The organism is Caulobacter sp. 10L414, from assembly GCF_056395525.1.
In genome coordinates this window covers 111392-129263 of record NZ_JBFTJR010000005.1, presented here as the reverse complement: position 1 = coordinate 129263, position 17872 = coordinate 111392, and the positions used below count along the sequence as shown (strand labels likewise).

General features: G+C 66.1%; 19 protein-coding genes. 10 read left to right on the top strand and 9 right to left on the bottom strand.

Annotated elements, in window-relative coordinates; translation table 11 throughout:
• Nucleotides 1-574: 574 nt before the first annotated feature.
• Both AC1DCG_RS03390 and AC1DCG_RS03385 read left to right on the top strand, forming a co-directional pair.
• Nucleotides 575-868, top strand: coding sequence for an immunity 53 family protein (locus AC1DCG_RS03390; protein WP_477028300.1), 294 nt, complete (start codon nucleotides 575-577; stop codon nucleotides 866-868).
• 144 nt (nucleotides 869-1012) lie between these two features.
• Nucleotides 1013-1204 carry a hypothetical protein gene (locus AC1DCG_RS03385; protein WP_477028299.1) on the top strand — a complete coding sequence of 64 codons (192 nt, stop codon included), beginning with the start codon at nucleotides 1013-1015 and terminating at the stop codon, nucleotides 1202-1204.
• A 183-nt stretch (nucleotides 1205-1387) separates the two neighbouring features.
• Here AC1DCG_RS03385 and groL read toward each other — a convergent pair whose 3' ends face one another.
• Complete coding sequence (gene groL / locus AC1DCG_RS03380; RefSeq protein ID WP_477041378.1) at nucleotides 1388-3007, bottom strand: chaperonin GroEL; 1620 nt, start codon at nucleotides 3005-3007, stop codon at nucleotides 1388-1390.
• A 52-nt stretch (nucleotides 3008-3059) separates the two neighbouring features.
• Nucleotides 3060-3374, bottom strand: coding sequence for a co-chaperone GroES (gene groES / locus AC1DCG_RS03375; protein WP_477028297.1), 315 nt, complete (start codon nucleotides 3372-3374; stop codon nucleotides 3060-3062).
• Between the two features lie 324 nt (nucleotides 3375-3698).
• On the opposite strand from groES, the gene AC1DCG_RS03370 reads away from it, so the two are divergent.
• The 4 genes from AC1DCG_RS03370 (at nucleotide 3699) to AC1DCG_RS03355 (ending at nucleotide 5267) form a co-directional block, all read left to right on the top strand.
• The gene (locus AC1DCG_RS03370) at nucleotides 3699-3965 is read left to right on the top strand and encodes an usg protein (protein ID WP_477028296.1); all 267 of its coding nucleotides are present in this window, start codon (nucleotides 3699-3701) and stop codon (nucleotides 3963-3965) included.
• Nucleotides 3966-4187: 222 nt separating this feature from the next.
• On the top strand, nucleotides 4188-4670 hold the full coding sequence (locus AC1DCG_RS03365; protein WP_477041377.1) for an Hsp20 family protein: 483 nt from the start codon (nucleotides 4188-4190) through the stop codon (nucleotides 4668-4670).
• Nucleotides 4671-4680: 10 nt separating this feature from the next.
• Nucleotides 4681-4944: a hypothetical protein gene (locus AC1DCG_RS03360; protein WP_477028294.1), complete on the top strand. Its 264-nt coding sequence runs from the start codon at nucleotides 4681-4683 to the stop codon at nucleotides 4942-4944.
• 71 nt (nucleotides 4945-5015) lie between these two features.
• On the top strand, nucleotides 5016-5267 hold the full coding sequence (locus AC1DCG_RS03355) for a hypothetical protein (protein WP_477028293.1): 252 nt from the start codon (nucleotides 5016-5018) through the stop codon (nucleotides 5265-5267).
• On the opposite strand, the gene AC1DCG_RS03350 is transcribed toward AC1DCG_RS03355, so the two are convergent.
• Entirely contained in the window at nucleotides 5268-5630 is a 363-nt protein-coding gene (locus AC1DCG_RS03350; RefSeq protein ID WP_477028292.1) for a CZB domain-containing protein, read from the bottom strand.
• 263 nt (nucleotides 5631-5893) lie between these two features.
• A complete protein-coding gene (locus tag AC1DCG_RS03345) occupies nucleotides 5894-7480 on the bottom strand; it encodes a DHA2 family efflux MFS transporter permease subunit (protein WP_477041376.1) in 1587 nt (528 codons plus the stop codon).
• 62 nt (nucleotides 7481-7542) lie between these two features.
• On the opposite strand from AC1DCG_RS03345, the gene AC1DCG_RS03340 reads away from it, so the two are divergent.
• Both AC1DCG_RS03340 and AC1DCG_RS03335 read left to right on the top strand, forming a co-directional pair.
• Nucleotides 7543-8136, top strand: a complete 594-nt coding sequence (locus AC1DCG_RS03340) for a TetR/AcrR family transcriptional regulator (protein WP_477028290.1) — start codon at nucleotides 7543-7545, stop codon at nucleotides 8134-8136.
• Nucleotides 8133-9236, top strand: coding sequence for an HlyD family secretion protein (locus AC1DCG_RS03335; protein WP_477028289.1), 1104 nt, complete (start codon nucleotides 8133-8135; stop codon nucleotides 9234-9236). Before AC1DCG_RS03340 ends, AC1DCG_RS03335 begins: the two co-directional genes overlap by 4 nt.
• A 294-nt stretch (nucleotides 9237-9530) precedes the next feature.
• Here the strand turns inward: AC1DCG_RS03335 and AC1DCG_RS03330 are convergent, their stop codons facing one another.
• Nucleotides 9531-10562, bottom strand: a complete 1032-nt coding sequence (locus AC1DCG_RS03330) for a PAS domain-containing protein (protein WP_477028288.1) — start codon at nucleotides 10560-10562, stop codon at nucleotides 9531-9533.
• A gap of 279 nt (nucleotides 10563-10841) precedes the next feature.
• On the opposite strand from AC1DCG_RS03330, the gene fabF reads away from it, so the two are divergent.
• Nucleotides 10842-12224 (top strand): beta-ketoacyl-ACP synthase II, encoded by a 1383-nt coding sequence (fabF, locus tag AC1DCG_RS03325; protein ID WP_477028287.1) that lies wholly within the window; start codon nucleotides 10842-10844, stop codon nucleotides 12222-12224.
• Between the two features lie 163 nt (nucleotides 12225-12387).
• The gene (locus AC1DCG_RS03320) at nucleotides 12388-12765 is read left to right on the top strand and encodes a helix-turn-helix domain-containing protein (protein WP_477028286.1); all 378 of its coding nucleotides are present in this window, start codon (nucleotides 12388-12390) and stop codon (nucleotides 12763-12765) included.
• A 139-nt stretch (nucleotides 12766-12904) separates the two neighbouring features.
• Here the strand turns inward: AC1DCG_RS03320 and AC1DCG_RS03315 are convergent, their stop codons facing one another.
• The 4 genes from AC1DCG_RS03315 to AC1DCG_RS03300 form a co-directional block, all read right to left on the bottom strand.
• Nucleotides 12905-13183 carry a hypothetical protein gene (locus AC1DCG_RS03315; RefSeq protein ID WP_477028285.1) on the bottom strand — a complete coding sequence of 93 codons (279 nt, stop codon included), beginning with the start codon at nucleotides 13181-13183 and terminating at the stop codon, nucleotides 12905-12907.
• Nucleotides 13184-13195: 12 nt separating this feature from the next.
• The gene (locus tag AC1DCG_RS03310) at nucleotides 13196-13513 is read right to left on the bottom strand and encodes a TetR/AcrR family transcriptional regulator (RefSeq protein WP_477028284.1); all 318 of its coding nucleotides are present in this window, start codon (nucleotides 13511-13513) and stop codon (nucleotides 13196-13198) included.
• Between the two features lie 114 nt (nucleotides 13514-13627).
• Nucleotides 13628-16726, bottom strand: a complete 3099-nt coding sequence (locus AC1DCG_RS03305) for an efflux RND transporter permease subunit (protein WP_477028283.1) — start codon at nucleotides 16724-16726, stop codon at nucleotides 13628-13630.
• The gene (locus AC1DCG_RS03300; protein ID WP_477036387.1) at nucleotides 16723-17811 is read right to left on the bottom strand and encodes an efflux RND transporter periplasmic adaptor subunit; all 1089 of its coding nucleotides are present in this window, start codon (nucleotides 17809-17811) and stop codon (nucleotides 16723-16725) included. Before AC1DCG_RS03300 ends, AC1DCG_RS03305 begins: the two co-directional genes overlap by 4 nt.
• Nucleotides 17812-17872 lie beyond the last annotated feature (61 nt).

Below are 17872 nucleotides of genomic sequence, written 5' to 3'. Positions count from 1 at the left end.
CGCAATCGATCCGATCCAGCCACTCAAAGAACGCTCCCTCATCCAGCGGGCTGTAGTAGATGACGCTGGTTGCAACGAGGGTCTGTGACAGGACGGACATTCCACGACCATGCCTGGACAGGACGGCTAGTTGCAACGTCCGACCAGGGTGGTTTTCCGACGTTGCCCTGCTAGTCTCTCGTCATGGATGCGAGACAGTTCAACATCCGCGACGGCCTCGGGCGACTTATCTGCCCCGCGTGCGGCTATCCCGACTATGCCTCTGAACCGGCATACGATGAACGTCACGGCCTCGCGGGGACAACCATATGCCCTTGCTGCATGTGGGAGCCAGGCTTCGACGACAATGCAGCGGCTTCAGTCCGTGCCGAGGACACGATTCTCGCATCACTGAGGCGGTACAGATCCGGTTGGGGCGGGCAAGCCCATTGGTCGGGTCGTGCTTCTGATCGGCTCGACGGCTGGAGCGGCGCAGAACAACTAAGCCGCCTGTTCGAGATTGCGCCTCAGGTCCGTTGAGGATGGATCGGGGACGTTGCTTCCATGGTCGTCAGCTCCGCGCTAGCCTCGCCCTATGGACGTATTTGACTGGCTAGCAGAGTGGTACGAGGCCCAATGTGATGGGGAGTGGGAGCATAGCTTTGGTCCCAAGATCACCACGATCGACAACCCGGGCTGGTCAGTAAGGATCGACCTCGCGGGAACGGACTGCGATGGTCGAGCTATGGATCGGCGCTCGCAAAGCTACGAGCATGAGACCGAATGGTGGACCTGCTGGGTGGATGACAATGTCTTCCACGGTGCTGGCGGGCCACGCCAACTACGCCCGATGCTGGAAACGTTCAGAGCATGGGCTCTGGCCAACTAGGTTATGGACCTCTCCAAGTTGAACATCCAAGCTTCCGTCGAACTGCTACCAACGTCAGCGGGCGGGAGAGCACAGCCGATTGTGGGAGGGGTTAGTTATCGCCCGAACCACAATTTTTTCGCTCCGGACAATCGCGACATGTGCATGGGGTTCATCGAGCTACCGACCGGACAGGACTTGATGCCTGGCCATTCGACTGAGCTTGAGATCACGTTCTGGGTCTGGCCGGAGCTGCGTGCAGCCATCAAACCCGGACGCACGTGGACGATCCAAGAAGGCCCAAAGATCGTCGGCTATGGAACAGTCCTCAACGTGCTGGCTGAAGAGTCCGATTAGGGTCGATCTCGGTCTTGTGCCTGGTGAGCTGAAGGTCCGGTTCCTGGAGGTACATGTAGGTCAGGAACTGGCGCTGGCAGGACCATCAAGCGGTTAGCTCCTGACGCTTTTGCGTTGCGGACTTCAACCAAAGAAGGAGGGGCCCGAAGGCCCCTCGAAGTGAGCGTCCGCTACGCGCGATGATCAGTATTCCATCGCCGGAACTGGCGCCGGCGCGACGTCCTTGGGCGCCTCGGCAATCAAGGCCTCGGTGGTGATCAGCAGCGAGGCGACCGAAGCGGCATCCTGCAGGGCCGTGCGTACCACCTTGGCTGGATCGATGACGCCAGCCTTCACTAGGTCCTGGTACTCACCGGTGGCGGCGTTAAAGCCCCAGCTGTAGTCGGTCTTCTCCAGGAGCTTGCCGACCACGTAGGAGGCGTCTTCGCCTGCATTGGCGACGATCTGACGGGCCGGCGCCTGCAGGGCGCGGCGGWCGATGTCGAGGCCGGCCTTCTGGTCGTCATTGGCCGGCTTGACGCCGTCCAGCGCTTTCAGGGCGCGCAGCAGGGCCACGCCGCCGCCGGGCAGGATGCCTTCCTCGACCGCCGCACGGGTGGCGTGCAGGGCGTCGTCGACGCGGTCCTTCTTTTCCTTGACCTCGACCTCGGTCGCTCCGCCGACCCGCACGACCGCGACGCCGCCGGCCAGCTTGGCCAGGCGTTCCTGCAGTTTCTCGCGGTCGTAATCGGAGGTCGTGTCCTCGATCTGGCGCCGGATCTGGGCGACGCGAGTATCGATCTCGCCGCGCTGGCCTGCCCCGTCGACGATGGTGGTGTTGTCCTTGTCGATCGTGACCTTCTTGGCCCGGCCGAGCATCTCGATGGTGATGTTCTCCAGCTTGGTCCCCAGCTCTTCAGAGACCACATTGCCGGCGGTCAGCACCGCGATGTCCTCGAGCATGGCCTTGCGGCGATCGCCAAAGCCCGGCGCCTTGACCGCCGCCACTTTCAGGCCGCCGCGCAGCTTGTTGACCACCAGGGTGGCCAGGGCCTCGCCCTCGACGTCCTCGGCGATGATCAGCAACGGGCGGCCCGACTGCACGACTTTCTCCAGCAGCGGCACCAGCGCGGACAGGTTCGACAGCTTCTTCTCGTGGATCAGGATATACGGATCGTCCAGCTCGACGCGGAGCTTGTCGTTGTTGGTCACGAAGTAGGGGCTGATATAGCCGCGATCGAACTGCATGCCCTCGACCACCTCCAGCTCGGTGGCCAGGCTCTTGGCTTCCTCGACGGTGATAACACCCTCGTTGCCGACCTTTTCCATGGCCTCGGCGAGGATGCGTCCGATCTCCTCGTCGCCATTGGCCGAAATGGTGCCGACCTGGGCGATCTCGGTGTTGGCGCTGATCTTTCGCGCGTGGCTCTTGAGATCGGCCACCACGGCGCTGACCCCAAGGTCGATGCCGCGCTTGAGGTCCATCGGGTTCATGCCCGCGGCCACGGCCTTGGAGCCCTCCCGGACGATGGCCTGAGCCAGCACCGTGGCGGTCGTGGTGCCGTCGCCGGCCAGATCGTTTGTCTTGGAGGCGACTTCGCGCAGCATCTGCGCGCCCATGTTCTCGAACTTGTCCTTCAGTTCGATTTCCTTGGCGACGCTGACGCCGTCCTTGGTGATGCGGGGCGCGCCGAAGCTCTTGTCGATGACGACGTTGCGGCCCTTGGGGCCCAGGGTGACCTTCACCGCATCGGCCAGGATGTCGACGCCACGCAGCATGCGGTCGCGGGCGTCGGATGAGAACTTCACTTCCTTGGCAGCCATGGTTCCTACTCCTCTCGGTTGGGCTGTCAGTGGACGATATTGGGATGGCGCATTAGGCGGCCTTCTTGAGCGTAGCCTCCGTCTCCAGGACGCCGAGGATATCGCTCTCCTTCATGATCAGGAGGTCCTCGCCGTCGATCTTGACCTCCGTGCCGGACCACTTGCCGAACAGGACGCGATCACCGGCCTCGAGGTCCAGCGCGACCAGCTTGCCGGCGTCATCGCGGGCGCCCGGGCCGACGGCGACCACCTCGCCCTGCTGGGGTTTTTCCTTGGCGGTGTCGGGGATGATGATGCCGCCCGAGGTCTTTTCCTCGGCCTCGATGCGGCGGACGACCACACGGTCGTGCAAGGGGCGGAAATGCATGCATAACCTCCAGATGCAAAACAGGACGTGATGGGTCCACCAAGCTCGCGCCTGGCGAACGGACGTCGAGCTAGGCGGTGCTGGAACCGGTTCAAGAGGTCGCTGCGAAATTTTTTGAGAGGGCCGGTGCCGCTCATGACGAGCGCTTGTGATGGTCGCTGACGGCTTGACGCTTCCGGCGCCTCGGCCAAAAAATCAGCGCTCGCGATCACGCTTGATCAGCGTTCGCCGACGGGAAAGGATTGAAGAACAGGAGGTTGTTTTGCCCCGCGCCCGTATTTCTATGGCCATGCGCCTGGTTACTGTCGCCTGAGGACGCCGCCCATGGACAGGGATTTTCTCAAGCAGCTCGAAGGCTATGGCCTGGCGACCGCCCAGATCCACTACTATCGCCTCGACTATCCGGCCGTGCTTCAGCTCTACGTCTGGCAGGAATATGATCTGGCGCCGCGCTTTCCGGTTCTGCAGGCCTTTCTCGATCATTGGCGGCGCGAGATCGAAGCCGCGCTGCATTCGGTCCAGGTCGCCCACCATCGACTGATCGGACCCTCGGAATGGCGGGCCGTCGATGGCGTGATCTCGCTGCACTAGCCTTCGGCAAGCAGGGCGGAAGGTCGAGGTTCATACTTCGCCTCGGGCTGGGTAACGCCTGGGTTCAGAGGGCGAAAAATTTTCTGACGCGAGCGTCTTGACGCCTTTCGGCGGCGCCCTAACTCATCGCTCGCTTGCCGGGCGCCGACAGGGCCTGGCTCTGGGGCGCAGAGCGCTTGGCTMGGCGTCCCTCATGTCCAACTTGCTTTCGAGGAGATGGAAATGAGAACCGCTTTTGACTTTACTCCCCTCTACAGCTCCATGATCGGCGTGGATCGCATGGTCGATCTCGTCGAGACCGCGCTGCGTACCGAGGCGAGCGCCAGCTATCCCCCGTACGACATCGAAAAGACCGGCGAGGCCAGCTACCGCATTTCGCTGGCGGTCGCGGGCTTCGCGCCGGATGATCTCGAGGTGGTGGCCCAGCCCAACCTCTTGGTGATCAAGGGCCGAAGGGCGGCGAACGAAGACCAGGGCGCGCGAACCTTCCTTCACCAGGGCTTGGCGCAGCGCGCCTTCGAGCGCCGCTTCGAGCTGGCCGACTATGTCGTCGTCAAGGACGCCGTCCATGCCCATGGCGTCTTGTCGATCGATCTGGTCCGCGAGGTGCCTGAGGCCTTGAAGCCCAAGCAGATCGCGATCGGGGTCGGCGCGCGCCAGCAGGCGCTGGAGCTCAAGCCGGCCAAGACGCGCAAGRCTGCGTAAGGGGCTGGTCATGCGCACGCACACCCATGCGAACGATCGGGCTCGACCATGGCCCGTTCGGCCGGCGGTCGGCTTCCTCCACCCCTTGGAGGTGTTGAAGGATCAGGATCTCGATCTCGCCGAAAAGCGCGAAATCCTGGCGGCCTGGGCGTCGGACGCCAGCGCGGTCGAGCACCGGCCTAGTCAGAGATGGCTCTTGGGAACGCCCGGGCCTGTGCCGCTTAGCGAGGTTCTGTCCGCGCTGCGCCGCCTGGACGGCGACATGTTCTCTTGAGTTGGGGCGGGCGGCCGGCCAGCGTAGGGCCGGCCGCTACTTCGTACAACTCGCCGTTCTGCGTTATGACCATGCCTTGTTTCATCTATGTCGAGCCGTCGAACGACGGCTGGATCGTTCGCGGCGACTTCCGCGACAGTCCCCTGCCGTTCCCCACCGGCGCCCGAGCAGAGCAGGCCGCGCGTGACTGGGCTCATCGCCTGGCGGACGCCGGTGAGCCCGTGGTCTTGGAGATTCGCCTGCGCGATGGCGCGCGCGCCGGCCGGTTCCTGTTTCCACCTCACGCGGCGGACACGGAAGCGGGCTTGGCGCTGCGCGCTTAGCTAGGCCGCAAGCGACTCAGTCGTCGCCCGCATTCGCCTTAGGGCGGCGGCAAGGTCTGAAAGCGCCAAGACGAAGGGCGACCCATTGCGGAGCGATTTCTGAGCCTCGGACCATTGCCCGCGATTGATTTGGTCGGCAACCAAACCCGCCTGCTGGTGGAAGGCCCGATGGTTTTCCAGCAAGCCTAGGAAGGCATGGTTGCCGGCCCAACGCCGGGCGCCCTCGCCGTGGATCCAGCAGCCGGTGGGGCAGTGACGATCCGATCGCAAAGCGGCCAAATCGATCGGTTGTCGCTCGCTCAGAGCCGCGACGAGCGCTTCGCGGATGTGGTGATGGTTGTGTGCGTGTTCCTGAAAATCCATGACCAAACCTCTCGGCTCAATCCAACGCGGGGGTTTTCGCGCAGGATGGTTGCCGGTTGGTTTTCGCTCGATCGCTATCCACAGTTTTTGATGGTCTGATGCACGGCCTTTCTTGCGATCGCGCAGTGTTTTCTCCCTCGCGAAACGTCGCGCTGTCAGATGGGGGCGGAAGGTCCAGTTCCCGGAGGTGCATCAAGGTCAGCAACTGGCGCACAYGCGCCCTGTCGCCGCCAGTAGACCGAAGGGCGAACCGCCGCCTGATCTCAGTGCGCGTCCGGCGACGGCTTGGCGCCGGCCAGGGGCGGGGGCTTGCAGAATGGAGCCATGACCAGGGCGGCCAGGAACAGCATCGCCATGATGCGGAAGACGTCGTTGAAGGCCAGGGTCAGGGCCTCGCGGCCGACGACCTTGGCCAGTTCGCCCTGCAGGATCAGGGCGGCATGGTTGGCGTCGGGCGTGCGTTCGGCGATGCGGGCGGCCAGGGTTCCTAGGGCGTCGGTCCCGGAGCGGCCGGCCTCGCCCAGGGCTTCGCCGAAGCGGGCGACATGGATGCGGGCGTTGTCGCCCAGCCAGGTGTTGACGACAGCGATGCCGATGGCGCCGCCCAGATTGCGCATCAGATTGAACAGGCCAGACGCGTAGCGTAGCTCGGCCATCTCGAAGCCGGTGAGCGCCAGGCCGACGCTGGGCACGATACACAGCATGATCGCARAGCCGCGGAGGGCTTGAGGGATCAGCAGGGCCGCAAAGCCCCATTGGCTGGTCATGTGCGAGGTCAGCCACAGGGCGGCGGCGAACAGCGTCAGGCCCACGCTGACCACGATGCGCGGATCAACCTTGGTGGAGAGGCGCGCGGCGATCACCGTCGACAGGATCTGGGCGATGCCGGTGACGAAGACGGTCGTGCCGATCTCCAGGCTGTCATAGCCGCGCACCCGTCCCAGGAAGACCGGGATCAGATAGGTCGACGAATAGAGGCCAAAGCCGATCACCAAGTTGAAGGCGCAGGCGAAGGCGAAGGTCGGCTTGCGGAAGGGTGTCAGCTTGACGATAGGCCCGCCTGACCGGAACGAACGCTCGACGAAGAGCAGGAAGGCGACGAACGCCACCCAGGCGCCGATGGCGATGTGGGTGTCCTCGAACCACTGCTTTCTGGGGCCTTCCTCGAGCACATATTCCAGCCCGCCCAGGAAAATCGCCATGGCCGCCAGGTGCGAGTAGTCGATCTTCTTGAGCATTGACAGGTTTGGCCGGTCGACCTTGATCAGCTTGATCGCCAGCAGGGTGACCAGGGCGCCGGGGACGATGTTGATGTAGAAGATCGAGCGCCAGCCGATCGCCTGCGTCAGCCAGCCGCCGACCGTGGGGCCAAGCGTCGGGGCCAGCACCGAGACCATGCCCAGGATCGCCGGGATCATCGCCCGCTGCGGTCCGGAGAACATCGCAAAGCCCGTGGCGAACACCGTCGGCACCATCGCCCCGCCGGTGAAGCCCTGGAACACGCGGAACAGGATCATCGAGTCGATGTCCCAGGCCATGCCGCACAGGGCCGAGGAGATCGTGAAGAGACCCGCCGACAGGGCGAACAGCCACCGCGTCGACAGCGCTTGCCCCAGAAAGGCGGCGAATGGGATCATCACAAGCTCGGCCATCAGGTAGCCGGTCTGCACCCAGCTGATCTCGTCGGGTCCCGCCGAAAGTCCCGCCTGCACATCGTTCAGCGAGGCGGCCACGATCTGGATGTCGATCAGGGCCATGAACTGGCCAAACGCCATCACCGCGAAGATCAGGAACTTGGTTTGGGTGGGCAGGGCGCCCGGATCGATGGGCCCGCGGTCCTGGTCGTTCATGGCCGGCCCTTGAAAGGATGACGAATATAATATTATACATGTCATGTAATCGAGGCCGCAAGATGCGATACGACAGCGAGCATAAGGCGCGCACCCGCCAGAGGGTGCTGGACGAGGCCGCCAAGGCCATCCGCGAGGAAGGGCCGCACCGCTTGGGCGTGGCCGGGGTCATGGCTCGCGCGGGCCTGACCCATGGCGGCTTCTACGCCCACTTCGCCTCCAAGGAGGACTTCATCGCCGCGGCCATCGCCCACATGTTCGAGGGCGGCCCGACCGCCAAGCTTGAGAAGATGAAGGGATTGCCGCCCCGCGAGGCGCTGGTGGACTACATCGACTTTTATCTTTCTCGGGGCCACCGCGACTCGCGCACGGGCGGCTGCCCTCTGCCCTATCTGGCGGTCGATGTTCCGCGGCTGCCTGAAGCCTCGCGCCAATGCTACGCCCAGGGCGTCGCGCACCTGACCAAGGTCATCGCCGGCCATCTCGCCGCCCTGGGGCATGATCGCGCCGAAGAGGAAGCCAGCTCCGCCCTGGCCGAACTCGTCGGGGCCGTGACCCTGGCGCGGGCCGAGCCCGACGCGGCGCGCTCCGACGCCCTGCTTGAGCGCTCGCGCACCCACCTCAAGCATCGTCTTGGCCTGGAGGCGGCCCATTGACCGACGCGACCATGCCTCGGGCCGCCGCCGCTAAGGCGCCGTTCTCCAAGAAGACGGTGCTCGTCGTGGGCGGCGCGATCCTCGTCGCCGCCGGCGGCTCGGCCTTGATCGCCATGCCCAAGGGCTCGGTCTCGACCGACGCTGCCTATATCCAGGCCGACAGCTCAGCCGTCGCGCCCAAGGTGCGGGGGCTGGTGGCCCAGGTGCTGGTCGGCCACAATCAAAGCGTCAAGCGCGGCGACGCCTTGGTCCGCATCGACCCCGAGGAATTCGACGCCCGCGTCGCGTCCGCCGAGGCCGATGTCGGAAACGCGGAAGCCGCGGCCGCCAGCGCCCGCGCGGCCCTGATCTCGCTGGACGCCGAGCAGCGCCTGGCCGGCTCGAACATCCGCGCCGCCCAGACCGCGATCGCGGCCGCCGACGCCGAGAACGTCCGCGCCCAGGCCGACCGCAAGCGCTACGAGGATCTCGCCGACAGCGGGGCGGTGGCCAGGCGCGACGTCGAGCGTTTCCGGGCCGCCGCCGTCGGGGCCCAGTCGGCCGCCGAGCGCAGCCGCGCCCAGCTGTCGGTCAGCCAGGACCAAGCCGCCGTCACCGCCGCCAGGCGCGCCACCCTGCTGGCGGGGGTGGCCCAGGCCGAGGCGGCGGTGGCTCGCGCTCGCGCCGCCCTCGTGCTCGCTCGCCAGGATCAGGCCCATACGATCATCGCCTCGCCGATCGACGGCGTCGTCGGCGATCGCCAGGCCGAACCCGGCGACTACGTCCAGCCCGGCTCGCGGCTGATGACCATTGTGCCGATGAAGGCGCTCTACGTGGTCGCCAATTTCAAGGAGACCCAGGTGGCGCGGATGCTGCCTGGCCAAGAGGCGGTGGTGCGGGTCGACGCCCTGGGCGGCAAGGCCTTGAAGGGCCATGTCGAAAGCTTCGCCCCGGGCTCGGGCTCGCAGTTCTCGCTGCTGCCGTTCGAGCCGGGCACGGGCAACTTCACCAAGATCGTCCAGCGCGTGCCGGTGCGCATCCGCCTCGACCCTGGCCAGGTCGACATCGCCCGCCTGCGGCCAGGCCTATCGACCACGGTGAAGGTGCGACTGAAGGACTAGGGCCGCGACAGCCTTGCCGCGCCCTTCGGCAAGAAGCGGCGTGCTCGGCTCAGTCGTCGAAGTCGTAGTCGACCTTCGCGGCTTTGAGGCGCCATGTCGTTGCGGCTTCGACCGTGGCCTTGCCTTCGGCGACCACGCCGATCATCGAGGCGCCGATTCGCGAGGGATAGGTGCGGAACGAACGATCATATGTGACCCGCGGGAGAGCCACGGCATTGCGTCAAACGGTGAGCCAGCGCTTGGCCAAAAGCGCAGGGAGAGTCCGATGATCGAGCGAGATCATACGCTGGCTGTTCAGGTGCCCTGAGCAACTCGAAACGGCTCAGCTTCAACGGCGGCGCTCGGAAGGGCGAACTCGGCGTAAAGCCCCGTTGGGCGCCAATCCATGCGCGCCTTGCCGCGCAGTTGCCTCTCGATGATGGCGCCGATCATCGTCGAACCAAATCCCGCCGATCTGCGCGCAGCGGGCGCGGGTCCGCCAATTTCTTCCCAGACGATCGTGAAGCCGCTGGTCGTTTCTTGGGGGGCCCAGCTGACGGCGAGCGCGCCGGCAGGTGTTGACAGGCAGCCATGCACCGCGGCGTTGGCGATCATCTCGTGAAGAACGAGCGCCAAAGGCTGAACCATGGCCGCGCCTACCGCGATCTCGGGACCAGCCAGCGTCGCGCGGCCCAGATCGAACGGCGCGATCTGCAGTTGGAAAAGCTCATGCAAGGGGGCCGGCCGCCAGCGCCGCTCGGAGAGGTACGCATGGGTCCTGGCGAGCGCCTGGATGCGCCGCTGGACCGCAGCGGCGTACTCTTTGGCGTCCTGTGCGCGGCTGAGACGCACGATGCCTTCCACGATCGCCAGGGCGTTCATCGCCCGGTGGTCCACCTCGCGCAGGAGAACGAGGCTTTCCTCCGCCGCCCAGGCGCTCGCTCGTCGCTGGAGGCTAACATCGACCTGCGAGGCGAAGAAATAGGCCAAGCGACCGGCTTCGTCGTGCGCGGGACTGAGGTTGACGCGGTTCCAGAACGTGCCGCCGTCCTTGCGATAGTTAAGGATCTCGACTTCGATGGGGCGGGCGCTGGCCACAGCCTCACGCAGGGCTTGGATCGCCTCAGGATCGGTCGCGGGACCTTGAAGCAGGCGACAGTTGCGCCCGATCACCTCCTCGGGGGTGTAACCCGTAAGCTCCAGGAAGGCGGCGTTGGCCAGGACGATCGGATTGTCCTCCTGTGACGGATCGCAGATCACGATGGGGGTCTGGGCGCGCTCGACGGCGAAGAACACCAGGTCGCGGCGATCGGCGGTCGCGGTCGAAGTGCGTTTGCTGTCGTCCAACGACGGGCTCCTACCTTGACCTAGCGGGCGATCGGACAGGAGAACGCCAAGCCCCATCGGCGGTTGCGGGCTTCGATGATCCGGGTCCTGCACCAAGCCGCGTCTCTGCCTCTCGTTGCCGCAAGAGGCTTTAGTCGAGAGCGCTTGGTTCGCGAGGGCGTATCCTCTTGCCATATCGCTGACGAGTGACAATATCGTATATTCGTCACTTTGCGATGAGGTTTCAATGCTGCCAGCGTGCGTCATTCAAGGCGTCGAAGCGCCCAGGCGCGCAGGTCGATGGCGCGGCGCGAATTTGGGAAGCGCGCCGGGCGAGTTGGATCGCGCCGCGCTCGCCCTTGGGCGGCGTTCGTGAGCGGCGTCGCGCGCGTGCGCGTGGTGGTCACCGGCATGGGGTTGGTCACGCCCCTGGGCGTTGGCGTCGAGACGGTGTGGTCGCGCCTGCTGGCTGGCCGTTCGGGCCTTCGCAGGCTCGACGACACCGTCGTTTTCGATGTCGCGTGCAAGATCGGCGGCGTGGTCCCTTCCAAGCTGGAGGATCCGGTCGCGGGCTTTGACGTCGACGCCATCGTCGGGGTCAAGGACCAAAAGAAGATGGACCGCTTCATCCCCTTCGCTCTGGCGGCTGCTGAAGAAGCCATCGACCAAGCCGGCTGGCGTCCCGACACCGCCAAGGATCAGGAGCGCACCGCCACGATCATCGCCTCGGGGGTGGGCGGCTTTCCCGCCATCACCGAGGCGGTGCGCATCACCGAGACGCGGGGCGCACGGCGCCTGTCGCCTTTCACCATCCCCTCGTTCCTGGCCAACATGGCCGCGGGCTGGATCTCCATTCGCCATGGCTTCAAGGGGCCGCTGGGCGCGCCGGTCACGGCTTGCGCCGCCAGCGTCCAGGCCCTGGGCGACGGCGCGCGTCTGCTGCGGACAGGCGAGGCCGACGTCGCGGTCTGCGGCGGTGCCGAGGCCTGCATCGATCGCGCCAGTCTGGGCGCCTTCGCCGCCGCGCGAGCATTGTCGACCGCCTTCAATGACGACCCGACAGCGGGCTCTCGGCCCTTTGATGCCGGCCGCGACGGATTCGTCATGGGAGAGGGGGCCGGGGTCGTGGTCCTGGAGACGCTGGAGCATGCCCTGGCGCGTGGCGCGACGCCGATCGCCGAGATCGTGGGCTATGGTACGAGCAGCGACGCCTACCACCTGACCGCCGCGCCGGAGGACGGCGAAGGCGCGCAGCGGGCCATGCGCGCGGCCTTGTTTCAAGCCGGCGTCGAGCCCTGGCAGATCGGCCACGTCAACGCCCACGCCACGTCGACGCCGCTTGGCGACGCTGGCGAGCTGGCCGCGCTGCGCGCCGTCTTCGGCGAGGACGCGCCCATCCTGGTCAGCTCGACCAAATCGGCGACGGGGCACCTGCTTGGCGCGGCCGGCGCCGTCGAAGCGATCTTGGCGATCTTGGCGACGCGCGACGGCGTGGCGCCGCCGACGCTCAATCTAACTCAGCCCGATCAGGCGGGCCTGGGGCTGGACCTGGTCGCGCTGGAGCCACGCGTCGCGCCGATTGAGTACGCCCTGTCGAACGGCTTTGGTTTTGGCGGCGTCAACGCCAGCGTCCTTTTCCGCCGCTGGTCGGTGGGCGACATGCAGTCCTTGGAGAGCAAGTGATGGCCGCGCCCCAATCGGCACGACAGCTGCCGCCCGAACCTAAGGTCCCGCCCAAGGAGTCCTGGTTCAGGCGGGCCATGAACTATCTCCGCGACCTGCTCCTTCACATGAGCGCTTAGCCCCTCTCTGGCGACACGTCGACCTGTACGGAGTCCATGTAGTCATGCCTTTGCAGCCTCATGTGGTTGACGTCCATGTCGGCGCTCGCCTGCGTTTGGGCAGACGGCTTGGCAAGCTATCTCAGGATGTTCTGGGGCAGGCCGCCGGCGTCACGTTTCAGCAAGTGCAGAAGTACGAGGGCGGCGCGAACCGGATCTCGGCTTCGGCGCTGCACGCTTTCGCGCGGCGGCTGGATCGACCGATCGACTGGTTCTTCGAAGGCCTTGAGGCGCCGGCTTTCTCAGTCGCTCCGGCCTGGGTCCAATCGTTCATGGCGGTCCGGGAAGCGCCGGAGCTTGTGGAGGGCCTTCTGGCCTTGCCCCCAAATTCGCGTCGCCATCTCATCAACCTGATCCGCGCGGCGGCCGAGACCTCCGACTGAAGAGCGACGCATCCGCTGAGGCATTCGAGTCGCTGGCGTTCAGCTCTCTAAACTCGCAGGGCCTTGGCTGACTTGGACGCAGAACCCTGGCCGCCTGCGCGCTTGGCGTCGTCCCCGGTCGTAGCGACGAGCCGGACGTCTATCGCGCCGCCTGAGCATTGGGCTGCTGGCGGCTGATCAGGGCTTCGCAAGACGCCTTCAGCGCGGCCGCAGCGCCACCCCCTTTGCTTATCTGCGAGGCGATAGCCGCGCCGAGCATGGCCAGCAGCAGGCTGTCGGTGATCGCTTCAGGGTTCTCCAGCCTCGTCTTCCGAACGAGCTCGAGAACATGGCGCCGCAGCATCTCATGCGCGTGCTTGCAGGCGCGGCGGATCGGATGATCCGGATCGGCGATCTCGACGGCGAAATTGGCCGGCATCCAGCCGCGGAACTACAGCTCGACCATCCGGTCGGCGACCTCGGCCACGACGGCCCTCAGGTGTTCGGTCGGGTCTGAGGCGTAGTGGCGGGCGAGCTCTTCGAGCACGGTCTGCTCGGCCAGGATGTCAGCCTCCCAGCAAGCGACCGCCAAGGCGTCCTTGGAGGGAAAATAGCGGTAGAGGCTCGTCTTCGTCGCACCCGCGGCCTCGGCGATATCGTTGACGCTCCCAGCCAGGTAGCCCCGTTGATAGAACAGCGCCGTAGCCGCCGAGAGGACCCTCGAACGCAGGTCGGGCCGAGGTTCGGGACAAAAGGAGGCTGCGTTCACGACCGATGTCCTCTAGCGGCGGCCTGGCCGCCTTTGCGGGAATTGAAGGGGTTCGGCGGCCGGCTCGATCGTCCCCTTGGGGGAGGGACGATGGGGGAGCCGGCCGCCAGGCCGCTAGCGAGCCAGGGCTGGTGGCTCGGCGGCCTTGCTCGGCGCCGCGTCCGGGCGCGTGTTCTTGATCCGGAACCACATCGCATAGAGCGCGGGTAGGAAGATCAGGGTCAGGATGGTGCCGCCGATCGTGCCGCCGATCAGGGTGTAGGCCATCGACGACCAGAACACCGACAGGGTCAGCGGGATAAAGGCGAACACCGCCGCCAGCGCCGTCAGGATCACCGGCCGGGCGCGCTGCACGGTCGCCTCGATGACGGCATGGAAGGGATCCAGGCCCTCTTCCTGATTGATCTGGATCTGGCCGATCAGGATCAGGCTGTTGCGCATGATGATCCCGGCTAGGGCGATCAGGCCCAGGATGGCGTTGAACCCGAACGGCTGCTGGAAGATCAGCAAGGTGGGGGCGACGCCGACCAGCGCAAGGGGCGCGGTCAGGAGCACCATCCACATGGCTGACAGCGATCGGACCTGGAAGATGATCACCACCATCATCAGGATGAACATCAACGGGAAGACCACGGCCAAAGCGGCGTTGGCCTTGCCCGCCTCCTCGATCGAGCCGCCCATTTCGATCCGATAGCCCGCCGGCAGAGCCTTGATGATCGGCTGCAGGGACTTTTGAACTTCCACGGAGACGTCCGGCGGCTGCAGGCGCTCGTCGATGTCGCCGCGCACGGTGATTGTGGTCAGGCGGTCGCGACGGCGTAGGATCGGATCCTCCATGCGGATCTCGGCCTTGCCGATCTGATCGAGCGGAATGCGTTCGCCCGCCGCGCCCACCAGGGTGAAGGCGCCGAGCCTGGCCGGATCGAGACGTTCCTGGCCCGTGGTGCGGGCGATGACCTCGACCGAGCGGATGTCCTCGCGCATCTGGGTTACCGGCACGCCCGTCAGTAGGAACTGCAGCTGTTGGGAGGCGTCGGCAGAGCTGAGGCCAAAGGCGCGCAGGCGGTCTTGGTCCAGCACGAAGTGGACGGTCGGCGCACGCTCGCCCCAGTCGGTATTGACCTGGCGCAGGCTCGGGTTCTTCAGCATGACGCCCTTAACCTCGTCGGCGATCGCGCGGACGCGGTCGGCGTTGGGACCCATCACACGGAAGGCCACGGGGAACGGCGAAGGCGGGCCGAACACGATTTGGGTGGCGCGGATGCGCGCGCCTTGGACCGAGCCGTCGGCCGCAAATTGGCGCACACGCTTCTTGAGGGCGTCGCGAGCCTTCTCGTCGGGCGTCAGCACAACGATCTTGGCGAATGATGGATCGGGAAGCTCCGGCGAGATGGCCAGAAAGAACCGCGGCGCGCCCTGGCCGATATAGCTGGTGACGATCTTGGCTTCCGGCTGCTTGGCCAGCCACGCCTCCACCTTGGCCACGGCCTGGCTGGTCGAGCCGATGCTTTGGCCTTCGGGCATCTGCACCTCGATCAGCACCTCGGGCCGATCCGAAAGCGGGAAGAACTGCTGCTTGATCCCCCCCATCATCATGACGGCGACGACCATGGCTGCGCCGACGCCGGCGGCGACCTTGAAGCGGTTGACCACCGTCCAGGTGACCATGGCGCGGAGCTTGCGATAGCGCGGCGTGTCATAGATCGCCGCGTGCCCCCCCTCGATCGGCTTGATCTTGGGGATCATCAGCACGCCCAGATAGGGCGTGAAGATCACCGCCACGAACCAGGAGGTGATCAGGGCGAAGGCCACGACCCAGAAGATGTTGCCGGCGTATTCGCCCGCCGTGGACTTGGCGAAGCCCACCGGCATCAGGCCGATGATCGTCACCAGGGTGCCCGCGAGCATCGGGGCTGCGGTATGGCCCCAGGCGTAGGTCGCCGCCGAGATCCGATCCTTGCCTTCCTCCATCTTCACCACGATCGTCTCGATGATGATGATGGCGTCGTCGACCAGCAGGCCCAGGGACAGGATCAGCGCCCCCAGGGTGATGCGATCGAAGTCGCGGCCCGTAACCAGCATGATCACGAAGACGCCGGCCAGGGTCAGCGGTACGGCCATGGCCACCACCACCCCGACCCGGAATCCAAGGCTGATCAGGCTGACGACGATGACCACGGCCAGGGCCACGAAGAACTTCAGCATGAACTCGTCATAGGCCTCGGCGATGTTGACCGCCTGGTCGGTGATCTTCGTGAAGCTCATCCCCAGCGGCATCTCGTCCTGGATGGCCTTGGCTTCCTTCTCGAGGTTCTTGCCCAGCTCCAGGCCGTTGAAGCGGTCCTTCATCACCACGCCGATCACGACGGCCGGCTCGCCGCTGCTGCGGATCAGGAAGGTGGCCGGATCCTCGTAGCCGCGCTTGACCTCGGCGATGTCGCCGAGCTTGAGCGTGCGGCCGCCGACCACGATCGGCGTCTCCTTGATCGTCTCAAGGCTGTCGATGGCGCCGTCGAGGCGGATCTGGACCTGGGGACCCTGCGTCTCGATCGCGCCGGCCGGGGTGACCAGGTTGCGATCGTTAAGCGCGGCGAAGAGGTCTCTGGGGCTGACGCCCAGGGTCGCCAGGCGCGCCTGGCTGAATTCCACGAAGATCTTCTGCGGCTGCTCGCCGATGATCTGGACCTTCTTGACGCCCGGCACGTGGAGTAGGCGCTGGCGCAGGGTCTCGGCCTGGCGGACCAGCAGGCGCTGCGGCTCGCCCTTGGCCTTCAGCGCGTAGAGCGCGAAGGTCACATCCCCGTACTCGTCGTTGACGAACGGTCCCAGCACGCCGCGCGGCAGGTTCGGCGCCTCGTCGGCCATCTTCTTGCGGGTCTGGTAGAACTGCTCCTGCAGTTCCTTGGCCGGGATCTGGTCCTTCAGCGTCAGGGTGGTGAAGGCCAGACCCGGACGGGTGAAGGTCTCCGAGCGATCGTACCACTTCAGTTCCTGCATGCGCTTTTCGAGCGGCTCGGCGACCTGGTCCTGCATCTCCTGAGCCGTGGCGCCAGGCCAAGCGCTGACGATGGTCAGGATCTTGATCGAGAAGCTGGGGTCCTCTGCCCGGCCCAACTTCATGAAGGCGAAGGCGCCGGCGAAGGTCAGAGCGATGATCAGGAAGAGGGTGATCGATCGCTCGCGGACCGCCAGGGCGGAGAGATTGAAACTCATTGCGCCGCTCCGGTCTGGATGCGCACGCGCTGGCCTTGGTGGAGCATGTGGGCGCCAAGCGCCACGAACTGTTCACCGCCGCGCAGCCCTCCTGTGATCGTCACGGTCTCTGCGCCGACGCCGGAGACTTGGACAGGGCGCCAATCGACGGTCGAGGCGCCGGGCTTGACGACCCAGACGCCCGGGCCCTTGCCCGTATCGTAGAGGGCGCCGATAGGAGCTTCGAGGCCCTTGATCGCCACGCCCGCTTGACCCGGCAGGGCCACGACCATGGTTGAGCCGAGCGGCGCTTGGGCGGCGGCGCCGCTCAGCACGTACTTGGCCTCGAAGGTGCGGGTGCGCGGGTCGGCGGCGTCGGAGAGTTGGCGAAGACGGGCCTGGCCGACCGCCTGTCCGTTAAAGCCATAGGCCGTCGCCAGCGAGCCCACGGCGGGGCGCACGGTCTCGGGTAGGGTGATGGTGGCCTCGCGGGGGCCAGCCCGCGCCAGGCGAATGACAGGCTGTCCGGCGGCTACAACCTGGCCCGGCTCGGCCAGGGTTTCGACGACGACGCCGTCGGCGTCGGCGATGAGAACCGCATAACCGGCGGCGTTCCTGGAGACCCGCGCCTGGGCCTCGGCGGCGTCGAGCTGGGCCTTGGCGGTGTCGGCGGCGGCCTTGGCCTGGTCATAGGCTATGGCCGACACCGCGCCGGCCGCGACCAGACCCTTGAGCCGCCGCTCATCCGACGCCGTCTGCACGGCCCGGGCCCGGGCGGCCTCGACGAGCTCATTCTGCGCCGTCACGCCCAGGGCGTAGTCGGTGGCGTCGATCCGCATCAGCGGCTGGCCGCGCCGCACCGCCTGACCCGCGTCGACCAGGCGCGCGACGACCTTGCCGCCGACTCGAAAGCCCAGATCGCTCTGCACGCGCGCGGTGACCACCCCGCTGAAGCGCCGCTCGCCGCTTGCGGCCGGGGCGGCGGTGGCGACCCGAACCACCGGCGCGTCGGTGCGTGGGTCATCGGCGCCGGCTTTGCCGCCGCAGGCGGTCAGGGGTGCAAGGCCGCCCATGAGCAGGGCGACGGCGAGAGTACGAGGCGACATGGCTTAATGGGTCCTGCCAGCAAGGGAGGAACCTAAGCTGATGTCTAGTGACCAAGTTGTC